Origin of the sequence: Actinacidiphila acidipaludis (assembly GCF_019890725.1) — a bacterium.
Taxonomy (GTDB): Bacteria; Actinomycetota; Actinomycetes; order Streptomycetales; family Streptomycetaceae; genus Actinacidiphila; species Actinacidiphila acidipaludis.
Map to the genome: position 1 here is coordinate 32,950 of NZ_JAINZZ010000065.1, position 10,759 is coordinate 43,708.

At 65.6% G+C, this 10,759-nt stretch carries 9 protein-coding genes and 1 pseudogene; 8 read left to right on the forward strand and 2 right to left on the reverse strand.

The window, feature by feature from the left end:
* Positions 1–46 precede the first annotated feature (46 nt).
* Together K7862_RS31920 and K7862_RS31925 are read right to left on the reverse strand one after the other, a co-directional pair.
* A complete protein-coding gene (locus K7862_RS31920) occupies positions 47–1,666 on the reverse strand; it encodes an FG-GAP repeat domain-containing protein (protein ID WP_222968403.1) in 1,620 nt (539 codons plus the stop codon).
* 177 nt (positions 1,667–1,843) lie between these two features.
* On the reverse strand, positions 1,844–2,188 hold the full coding sequence (locus K7862_RS31925; protein WP_222968405.1) for an SEL1-like repeat protein: 345 nt from the start codon (positions 2,186–2,188) through the stop codon (positions 1,844–1,846).
* Positions 2,189–2,341: 153 nt separating this feature from the next.
* Here K7862_RS31925 and K7862_RS31930 point away from each other — a divergent pair, with 153 nt between their 5' ends.
* The 8 genes and pseudogenes from K7862_RS31930 (at position 2,342) to K7862_RS31960 (ending at position 10,375) form a co-directional block, all read left to right on the forward strand.
* The gene (locus K7862_RS31930; protein WP_222968407.1) at positions 2,342–2,698 is read left to right on the forward strand and encodes a PadR family transcriptional regulator; all 357 of its coding nucleotides are present in this window, start codon (positions 2,342–2,344) and stop codon (positions 2,696–2,698) included.
* A complete protein-coding gene (locus K7862_RS31935) occupies positions 2,695–3,177 on the forward strand; it encodes an HAAS signaling domain-containing protein (protein WP_222968408.1) in 483 nt (160 codons plus the stop codon). Before K7862_RS31930 ends, K7862_RS31935 begins: the two co-directional genes overlap by 4 nt.
* A 192-nt stretch (positions 3,178–3,369) precedes the next feature.
* Entirely contained in the window at positions 3,370–4,410 is a 1,041-nt protein-coding gene (locus tag K7862_RS37970) for a DUF6928 family protein (RefSeq protein ID WP_262414139.1), read from the forward strand.
* Between the two features lie 65 nt (positions 4,411–4,475).
* The gene (locus tag K7862_RS31945) at positions 4,476–4,718 is read left to right on the forward strand and encodes a hypothetical protein (protein ID WP_222968409.1); all 243 of its coding nucleotides are present in this window, start codon (positions 4,476–4,478) and stop codon (positions 4,716–4,718) included.
* Positions 4,719–4,964: 246 nt separating this feature from the next.
* A pseudogene (locus tag K7862_RS37975) lies at positions 4,965–5,400 on the forward strand (site-specific integrase); the annotation flags it as partial.
* 693 nt (positions 5,401–6,093) lie between these two features.
* On the forward strand, positions 6,094–8,160 hold the full coding sequence (locus tag K7862_RS31950) for a GNAT family N-acetyltransferase (RefSeq protein ID WP_222968410.1): 2,067 nt from the start codon (positions 6,094–6,096) through the stop codon (positions 8,158–8,160).
* On the forward strand, positions 8,157–8,636 hold the full coding sequence (locus K7862_RS31955) for an ASCH domain-containing protein (protein ID WP_308012304.1): 480 nt from the start codon (positions 8,157–8,159) through the stop codon (positions 8,634–8,636). The genes K7862_RS31950 and K7862_RS31955 overlap by 4 nt, the downstream gene beginning before the upstream one ends.
* Positions 8,637–8,971: 335 nt before the next feature.
* Complete coding sequence (locus K7862_RS31960) at positions 8,972–10,375, forward strand: hypothetical protein (RefSeq protein ID WP_222968411.1); 1,404 nt, start codon at positions 8,972–8,974, stop codon at positions 10,373–10,375.
* Positions 10,376–10,759 lie beyond the last annotated feature (384 nt).

Sequence of the window (10,759 nt, forward strand, 5' to 3'; positions counted from 1 at the left end):
CAGGCCCAGGCCCTTGACCCGGCTCGCGTCGGTTCGGTGCAGCTGGTCAGTCCGCGGCGACGACCGTCGTCCAGTCGAGCCCGCCGTGGGCGCCGACCGCGGGTGCGAAGCCGCCGCCGGGCAGCCCGGCGAAGAACTTCAGGCCTCCGTGCCGGGTGGCGGCGTAGAGGTCGGGTATCCCGTCGCCGTTGGCGTCACCCGCGCTGAGAACCCGCGGGTAGCGGGCGGCGGTGAAGCCCGTCCCCACCGTCGTCCGGTCGGCGGGCGCGGCGAGCGTCCCGGCGGCGTCGGCCGCGGCCAGAGTGAGCGTGCCGGTGGCGTCGTCACGGATGAGGACGTCCGGTATGCCGTCGCCGGTCATGTCACCGGGGGTGATCACCGTGCTGTGCTCGAGACCGGTGGCCAGGACGGTGGAGCTCATCCCGTCGAAGCCACCCGCCCAGTGCAGCAGTTGGCCGTTCTCCACGGTGAGGATGTCCTGGAAGCGCGTGGACGTGCCCAGGCTGCCTGACGTGCCGTGGAGGATCTGCGTGGCCGCCGTCCAGCTCGTGCCGTCGGCTCGGCTCCAGGGACCCGTGCTCGACCCGTGCGTGCCGAAGTCCCCGAGACCGTTGTTCGGGACCCCGGTGACGTAGCCGGTGGCGCTGATGCGCAGCAGGTCCTGGTAGCCGTCACCGTTGACGTCACCGTCGCGGAGCACACCGCCCTGGTCCCAGCCGTCGCCGGTGTCGGCGTAGGTGACCGCCTTCTTGAGCGTGCCGTCGCCCTTGCCGTACAGCACGTAGAGCTTGCCGTCGGCGCCGGTGGCCAGCAGGTCGGCCTGCCCGTCACCGTTGAGGTCCCCGGCCCGGTCCATCGTCGGGGCGGAGGCCACGAGGAAGCTGTACCGGACGGTTCCCGAGACGTTCCCCGCCCGGTCCACGGTCTGGACGTTCAGGTAGTTGGTCCCCCACTGCGTGGGCGTCAGCTTCACCCTCGCGGTGCCGTCGGAGCCGACCGGGACGGAGGCGTTGCCCCCGACGGCGAGTTGCCGGTCCAGCGCGTACTCGAAGCGGACGGTGTCCTGCGCGCCCGGCCCGGACACCTTGAACGTGAAGGTGCCGGTGGTGCGGACCGGCGGCGCCGGCGCGGTGGAACCGGTCGGCGGGAACACCTTGGACGTGATCACCGGGGTGGCCGGCGGGGTCAGGTCGACGGTGAAATGGCAGTCGCCTGACCAGGCCGACGCCGCCCCCGCCTGGTCGACGTCACGGGTGCGCCAGGTGTACGTGACGCCGTCCGCGAAGTCCGCCGAAGGCGGCGTCAGTTGCCGCGCGGAGCCGCCGTAGCCGGATCTCGTGTAGTCGTACGGCGCGGATCCGTCGCCCGGCTCGACGAGGAACTCCGTGTCGTACCAGACGGACGGGGTCCCGTTCGACGTCGCCGAGAAGGTGATCCCGGTGGCCCTCCCGATGTACCCGTAAGGCGCGTTCGCCCCGCAGCCGTCGCTGTCCGCCCCGCCCACCGGGGTGGGACTGACAGCGAGCCCGCTCGGCGCGGGCGTCGCGCCGTCGGCCGCCTGGGCCGCCGCCGGGAGCGCCGCGAAGGCGGAGCCGACGAGCAGGGTGGCCGCCGCGCCGACGGCCCACCGTCTGAAGCCGTGCCTGCCTGACCTTCTCACTGTCATTCATCCCCCCACATGACCGGCGCGGAGCATGACTCCCACTGGTGTCCGATCGGCGACCGTCGGTGACGACGCCGTTGATCAATGTATGCGGGGGGTCTGACAACGCCAACGGGATTTCGCCCGCTCATGGGGGAGCGGGGAGCCGGACAGGGGGAGAGAGACGGGGGCGGCGACCGATCACCAGCCGCGTTCGGTGGCCATGGCGACGAAGGTCTCGGCCTCGGAGGGGCGGCCCGCCAGTTCGCCGGCGGCGCGGATCTGCTCGGGCGTCATACCGCCGCGCTGCAGCAGTTCGATGGTCTCGTGGATGCCGTCGCCGTTGCCGTGGTCGAGCATGGCCAGGAACCAGCGGACGGCCTGGACCGGGTCCGGCGCCGTCCCCAGACCGTCGCGGTACCAGCAGCCGGCGGCGAACATCGAGCCGACGTGACCGCGCTCGGCGGCGTGCAAATACCAGCTCAGCGCCTCGGCGTCCTCATCGATCGCGGCGAGCCGATCGCCGAGGACGGCGGCGCGGCCCACTGCGCGGAGTGCGGCGCGGCCTTCAGCGTTGAGGAGGCGGTCGTCGCTCGATGGGGATCGTGAGCGCGACCGGTCTCCCATGTCACGTGAGTAACGCAGAGGCGCCGTAGGAGGAGTTGCCCGTGGCGCGCGTCGCCAGGTACCTTGCACAACATGGTAGCTCCTGAGGAACCACGTTCAGGGATCAGCCAACTCAGAAGGGGAGTCCTGCAGTTCTGCGTCCTGGCCCAGCTGCGGGACCGCGAGAAGTACGCCTACGAACTGGTGCGGGAACTGTGCGACACGCACGGGCTGGTGACCAGCGAAGGCACGATCTACCCCCTGCTGTCCCGGCTTCGAAAGGACGCGTGGGTCAGCTCCTTCCTGCGCGAGTCCGAGGTCGGGCCGGCGCGCCGCTACTACTCGCTGACGTCCGCGGGACGCGATGCGCTGGAGAAGTTCACCGGCGACTGGGCGCAGTTCCGCACGGCCGTCGACAAACTGCTGGACAACGAGGAGGACCACCGATGACGTCTGTGCGCCAACAACTCGTCGAGGAGTACCTGCGGCGCCTGGACAGCGCCTCCGCCGTTCTCGAGCCGCAGCGCCGCGCGGAGCTCAGGGCAGAGATTCGTGAGCACATCGAGGCGGCCACGGACGAAGTGGAGGTCCTGGACGCGACCGCGGTGCGGGCCATTCTGGAGCGACTGGGTTCTCCGGAGGAGATCGTCTCGGCCGAGCAGGGGCCGACGCCCACGGAATCCGCAACGCCCACGGAATCCGCAACGCCCACGGAATCCGCAACGCCCACGGCACACCCGGCGCCACCGGACTCCGCACCCGCGGTGGCGTCGACGACCGGGCGGTCCAACAGGAAGGTCGTCGTCCTCGGCGTGGCAGCGGCGCTCCTCGGCTGTTTTCTGGCCCTGGCCTGGTGGGCCCTGCAGTCGTCCCAGCCGAACGACGCCATGCATCAGCCCAGCGGGCCGGCGGCGACGAGCACTCCTTGACGGCGACACACTCAGCCGTCGGAAAAGTGCTCTGCGTGAACAAGGGGCCTCTTCCCGTTACCCGCAGGCCTGATCACGGCGGTGGGAGTCCTGCAAGGGCCGTTGTCAGCGCCTGGCCCTAGCATCCCGAACGTTGGGCCTGGGGCAAGCACATGCTGGGTCCGATGTTCGTTGCCTGTGGGGGGAGAGACCGTGGGAGCCAAGACCGGCCTGCTGGTGTACGCGGACGCAGATGTGCCGGAGCTGCTGCACCGGGTGGAGTCCGAAGCGCCGGACCTGGAACGGACGCTCGCCCTGATGCGACGTCTCTATCCGGAGTGGGAGATCGCAGAGGGAGACGTCTCGAACCTATCGGACGCCGTCTATCCACCCGACGGGACGGCGTACGCCGCGAGTTGGCCGGGAGTGGAGGTCGTCTGCGACCGGCGGGTGATGGTCGATGAGCCGTCGCAGCTTGCCGAGCCTCTGGTGGGCGCGAGCCGTGGGCGGCGGCTGGTCCTGCACGCCATGCACAGTGTGGTCGACTGGCTGGCGTTCGCCGTCTGGGAGGACGGTCGCCTCGTTCGGTCGCTGAGCGTGTCACCCGACAGCGGCATCATCGAGAACGTCGGCGATCCGCTTCCTTTCGAACTGCCCTACTGGGCCGGGGAACGGCCGGCAGAGGTCATCCCATGGCCGGGTGAGGAGGACGATCCCTATCCGCTGCCCTTCCACCCACTCGACTTCGGCGAGGACGCACTCCGTGCACTCTGCGGGTTCATCATCGAAGGCCGTCCCGAGCCCGGCGACGTCGACGCGGACTCCATAGCCCTCCATGGCTTCGCCGTGCACGACCCGAGCGGGCCGAGCCGGTCCGAGAAGGAAGAGGCACTGAAGCAGGCCGTCGCAGCCATGGGCCCGGGACGCTTCTACTCGATGGGACCCGACGGAAGGCTGGTCGAGCGGAGCCGGCCGAAGCCCATGTGCGGTCGCTGCCACGTGTGCGACGAGATGTGCTGGTGTGGCCATCCAGCCTGTGGCGTGTGGACAATCTGGTGCGGCCGGTGCGACCGCCGTTGGGCGGCACGTGGGCGCGATGCTTGGAGTTCACCGTCGTTGAGCAGGTCCCTCCATGGCTGGTCGCCGGTCCGCACGGGTACGCCGTCGAATGGGTGGTTGCCGCGGCGCGCACTCTCACGCCCGAGCAGGTGGGTACGCTCAGCCGGCTGTCGGACGCCGGCGAAGAGGCCCTGACGCAGCAACTCTGGGCTCGCTGGGCTCAGGGGCGAGCCAGGAACGGCTCCCCCGTGGGATGGAGCTTGTCGACGCTGCACTCGGCAGTGGCGGAGGCTGCCCGACAGGTAGGGCCCGAGCTGTTCGGCCCTGACGAGGACGAGGACGGCACCGAAGTGCTCATCGATCCTGCCTGGCAGCGGGCTTTCAAGGCGGCGTACTCGGCCGCCCTCGCGCTCGGCGCCCCCGAACTCCTCGCTCCCGAGGGGAACGAAATCCTTGCCCGCCGTTGGACCACCGTGTTCGGCACGCCCGACGAGCCCGGGTGACCTCGGATCGGGAGGAGGCGGAGCGGAGACGGCGGGCGGCCTTCAGCTTCAGGGCCTGAGCCGGTTTTTCTGAGGGTCGAAGCAGACCAGACCCATGGAGGCCGCCAAGGTTGCCGCATAGGCGGAGGCTTCCTCGGTCATGCTCCATCGCATCGGGAAGTAGACGAGCGGGCCGCTTGCCTCTCCGATCAACGGCCCTGTCGACCAAGGCGACGTGTCCTCCTCGTCCTCGGTCAGGTCGCACCACCTGGCGCTACCCAGTCCGACGCCGGCCGTCGCTTTCTCGCGCTGTCGGAATTCATGCGGAGGGACCTCGTGCGCCACCTCGCCTGGTACGCGGAGAAGAAACCGAACGGATTGCTGTTCGTGGGGGAGAAGGGTGCTCCTTTTCGACGCTCGTCCTTCGGACGTAAATGGCGTAGGGCCCGCGCGAAAGTGGGGCTTCCGGAGAACTTCCGCTTCTACGATCTGCGGCACACCGGGCACACCCTGTCGACGCAGCCGGCGCCACACTCATGGACGCCAGGGTCCGCGCCGGCCAGTGCTCCGAGCGGGCGGCGCTGATCTGATCTACCAACACTCGCCGCTGGCTCGGCAGAAGGAGATCGCTGCCGCACTGGATGCGCGTGCCCGATCCGAGCGGGCAAAGCCTTCTCGTTCGGATCTGGTGCGCGATGCATAAAGAGGTCTGGACAACACAAAAGGCCCGGGTCTTCGACCCGAGCCTTTTTCTTTGGAGCGGATGACGGGAATCGAACCCGCGCTCTGAGCTTGGGAATCACGGGGCCCAGGAGGCTGCGTCTACTCGCTGACCTGCACCTATGACGGTTCTCGGAGGCTGCAGGACGGCCCGCCGTTGACCGCGTTTCGCCGGGATGCACCCCTCGGACGGGCATGCATCGGGCACGTCCCGATGAGCTTCGGGACGGCGTCGCAGCCATCAGGTGAGAGGATCGCCGGCAGGTCCGTAGACGTTGATGTACTGCCGCCAGACGGGGTTCCGGGCGTCGAGGTAGAAGCCGCGGAGACGTTCAACAGGAACTGGCCGGAGTGTGGTCCCTCGACCAGACCGTCCAGGCAGGATCGCGCACGGAGCTCGTCGACAGTGGCAACCCCCTCTGGTCGCCAGGGACTAACGGAATCCACCGCTGCTGATGTCCGGTGCTCAACGGCATCCATCGTCTTGGCTGGTCATGGCCCTACTCGTGTACACAGACTACGCATCGACCGTGAGTCGGCACGGGCTCCCCAGCAGTTGCACCACTGTGCGCCCTCTGTGCCATCTTGAGCGATGGCCTTGGTTGAGGTCGGATTTCCCTGTATGCACTGACAGGGGAATTCAGGCTGGCTTGCCAGCCCTTCTGGAGGGGGAGCGATGGCGATCGAGGTGCTGTGGGTGTCTGCCACTCACGACGAGCTGATCGACAAGGCCGTAGCGTTGGGGAATCGGCACACCAGGACACTCGGCCTGATGACGCCGCCTGCATACCGCAAGATGGCAGATGATGGGGGGCTCGTGGCCGCCGTCGAAGCGGATGAGCTGGTTGGGTACGCGCTGTTCGGGCTTCCGAAGAGAAGTCCCCACATACGTCTTGCGCACCTGTGTGTGTCCGAAGACCACCGCGGCAAAGGCATCGCACGACGCCTCGTTGAGGCAATCAGCAAGCAGTATCCGCAACGGCTCGGCATCAAAGCGAAGTGCCGACGAGACTACGAGCTCAGCGGTATGTGGACGAGTCTGGGCTTTGTACCACGGGGAGAGGTCCGAGGGCGGGGTCGTGGCGGTGAAATCCTCGATGGATGGTGGCTGGACCTCGGACATCCGGACTTGTTTGCGGATGTGGAGAGTGATGCGCAGTTGACGGTGGCTGTCGATCACGGCGTCTTCGCCGACCTGCGCGGGCTTGCCGAGAGGAGTGACCCGGAGGAGTCCCGTGCGATGGAAGCGGGGTGGATGACGGATCTCGTCGAACTTGTCCACACGCCCCAACTGGTCCACCAAATTCGAGATGTCACTGATACAGCGGAGCGGCAGCACCAGCGGTCGGCACTCAATGGTCTGCGCCAGCTAACTCCTGATCCCAGCGCTGTGGCGGAGCGTAGGAGCGAACTGGTCCGGGCGGTCGCTCGATCCTCTGGACATCTGACCGTCGACGCGGAACTTCATCGCTGCCTGCAATACATCGCCGAGACTTCGTGCGCCGGTCTGCAAGTTCTCGCGACCCGCGACTCGCAACTGTCTCGTTTGGCCGACATCGCGTGGGAAGTTGCTAGGGTTCGCGTCGTTTCACCTGCAACCGTGACCCTCCATGTGGATGAACTTCGACAGGCTCAGGTGTACCGCCCAGCGGATTTGATGGGCACTGAGTTTAGGTCTAGCGCGGTGGCGGCCGGCGGAGAGGGCGAACTGATCGCGTTCTTTCGGCAGTCAGGCCACGACGATGGTTCCGCCTTCGCTGAGAGGCTGCGGTCGCTAAGCGAGGGAACGATCGCATGGCGCCGCGAGTTGCTGCGTGACGGTGAAGGCCGCCCCGTCGCACTGTACGCGTGGGCACTCGACGGGCGCACCTTGATCGTCCCGGTTCTTCGAACGGCCCGCCATCGCCTGGAACAAACTCTGGCGCGGCAACTTCTCTTCCTGCTTAAGCGCCTCGGTCGGGACTGCGGCGCTGAGATCGTCCGCATTACCGATCCGCATCCCTCTGATGTCGCCAAGGAAGCGGCGCGGGACGACGGGTTCTTCGAGCATGGCGGCAGACTCATCGCTCTTCTCGTTAACGTGTGCGGGACGGCTGCTGGAGTGGAAGCGGTGGCTGGCGGCCTCGCCCGTGAGGTGACCGTAGAGACAACCTCCCTCCAGGCTGGGATGCCAGCCGAGGTCGCTGCGCTGGTAGAGCGAGCCTGGTGGCCGGCGAAGGTCATCGACTCGGAGCTGCCGTCTTTCCTGGTGCCTATCAAGCCTCGATGGTCCACCGAACTGTTCAACGTTCCCGCCATGCTGATTCCGCGGAGCGACGTCCTGGGCATCAGTAGGGAGCACGTCTACTACCGCTCCTCTGGCCGCCGAGGGGTGAGCGTGCCGGCTCGCCTCCTCTGGTACGTCAGCGAGGGCAAGTCTCCCGTGGAAGGCCAGATGGTGATGGGGAGTTCGCGACTCGACGAGGTGTTCATCGACACACCCGACAGCCTGTTCTCGAAATTCGAACACCTGGGCGTATATGGTCGTGCTGAGGTTCAAGAGGCTGCTGACGCTTCCGGCCGCGCCATGGCGCTGAGGTTCTCAGACACCGAGATCTTCCCCAAGCCGGTGACCCTGCGGCGATTGACCTCGCTGGCCAGGGAGCTAGGACTAGCGTGGTCGCCGAGCTCGCTGATCTCATTGTCGAAGATCAAGAACGAGCTGTTCCAGGCGATCTATCAAGAGGGGCACCGAACGACGTGAACGATCCGGAGCGCGCGATGCTGCTGTCCGTCCACCCCCGTTTCGCGACTGCGATCCTGGATGGCAGCAAGACGGTGGAAGTCCGCCGCCAGCGCGTCGCCGCACCTCCCGGTACCCCGGTTCTGCTGTACGCGACCGCGCCCACCATGGCCTTGGTGGGCCTGGCGCGGATTGCCGCCGTCCATACCGCCTCCCCGAGGGAGGTGTGGTCCGTCTACCGCTCTCAGACGGGGATCACCCAGCGCGAGTACGACGCCTACATGAGCGGCGCGACGCAAGCCAGCGGCCTAACGTTGGAGGACACCTTCGCCTTCGACGAGCCGGTGACGCTCGGAGCGCTGCGTGCCGCAGGGACCTTCCACCCGCCCCAGAGCTACCGCTACCTGAAAGGCGATGACCTGCGTCAAGTCGCCGCGACTGGCTCTGTTGTGGGCGCGGCCCTTCGACAAGCACTGGGAGATCTGGTTCCTGCATAGCGCCCGCTGGCCGAATCGATGCAGACAACGCGGTGACGAAGTGTCCCGTCCCAGAGCGGCTTGCGAGCTTGGATCCTGCAACGGTGCCAGGGGCGACGGACCCCCGTACCGCGCTGTAGCTCCGCCGGCGCTGCGCAGAAATGAGAGGCTGCGGTGACCGCGCCCAGACGCTTAGGCTGCGGCTTCGCCGGGGTCCTCGTCGTCCGGGCTCCAGCCAAAGCTTGAACGCGCCGAACGCAGGCTGATCGCCCTTCCTCGCTCGCGCTGGCCGAGAGGCGACGATATGCGTAGATCTTGTCAAGTGAGTAGCGGCGTGTCTGTAGGCGTGGGAGGGTGTGGAAATGCTTCGTAGAGTTTCCAAAAGATCACAAGTCACATCGCACCCCGAAAACCCGATCCAACTTCTAACCGACAAGTTGCCAGCTACTTATCAACCCATCGTGAAGCCGCTAATTCGCCAACAGTCAGAGCTTTTTGGAGTGCCCGAGTCCGCTTTTGAGGGACGAGGTGCCGAGACATTCGCCCGTTCTCCATATGGCAGCGATAGCGATACTCTAGACTCCGAGATATACACGCACGGTAGCGTTCTTATTGTCATCTCGGTGCATGAGAGTGTGCGGATTTTGAATCGCCGAAATGACGAAGGTGATATCGTCGCCTTCGAAGATAAGACCAGCATTGTGCGGGTTACCTACGCCATCCCGTCGGTCAATCCTGTAGATCTTAGTGAATTTGAGCGCTTTGTCGGCGAAGTATGGGAAGGGATAGAGCTCCAGGAAGTTATTACAAGTCCGCGAAGAATCCGCGAGATTGCCGCCGGAAAGCCCAATACGACGAACGCGCCAACGCCGGAAGAACTCGGCGCTGCTGAGGCGCTCTCGGACAAGGCCGTTCGGATGTTGGCGATCGCCATTAAGTCTTCAAGCGGACTTCTCTTGGGGGACGCGCCGAAGCAGATTCCTCCTAGGGAACGCGGACGGGTGGACGAGATTGTCCAAATCTTGATCGCGCAGAAGCTCGTTGAAACCGAAGTGGTCATCGTTTGCGCGAAGACCTCCGCGCAGGTAAACCGGGTACCTTCGGTGGATGTCCTTGCCGATCTCGATAAATACGGAATGCGCTGCGCCTGCGGTAGACCACTCTCCGCAGAAAAGAATGAGAAAGCGCTAAGTATTACTGATTTCGGTCGATCGCTGCTTGACGGCAGTGCGTGGCTTTCTTTTCTCGTGCTTCAGTATCTGCTTGACTTCGGCGTTCCGTCTAGGAATATTCGAATGGAGCAGGAGTATTCCGGGGAAGAGATAGACTGCCTTGCGGAAATTTATGGCAGGCTTGTGCTGTTCGAACTCAAAGACAAAGAGTTCAATCTAGGGAACGCGTATTCTTTTGGTGCGAAGGTTGGCATTTTCCGACCTGATGTTCCAGTGATTGTCACGACGGAGCGGGTCGGCGCTGATGCGCGGGACCACTTTGTGCGTTCTGCTAATGTCGGGAAAACCTCCCGAAGGTTCTCTGAAGAATCATCGACTGGTGATTCAATGATTTTTATTGAAGGCTTGGAAAACTTGAGAAGTGGGCTCGAAGGTGTGGTTACTGAGATAGCAAGTGCCGCTCTGGCTCCGCCTCTAAGGACGGCGTTCGCATTTGCTAGTGCCAACCCGACTGCACTTCTTTCGGCATGGTCGGGTATTGATTGGTCCTCGAAATCGGTAAGGCCTCGGAAAAGGCAGGGCAGTTAGATCCCGATGGGACTCATTCGAGGTCGGTGCAGCGGGTTTGGGCGGGAGCTGCCATGGGGCGAGAGATCGGGGCCCGTAAGCTTGCCGCGACTCGGGCAGGCTGTGGACCTGCCCGCAATAGCCCGAAGTGGGCCCCGATCTTCGAGGCTCGCCCCATGGTGGCTGCCTAAAGCCGCGGAGCCGACCGCCCCAGCCACGGCCAGCCTTGTCTGAACCCCTGGTCATGTGGCTCGCTGCTGGCGCGCGACCGGCGGAGCCGGGGACGGAGCGGGGCGAAGACATGAGCGGCGTCCCCGGCGGTGAGCCGGGGAGCGCGCGGCGAGCGTCAGCGAGCCGCCTTGAACCCGTAGAGAAGGTTGTTACTCAGTCCAGGGCCGGGGACAT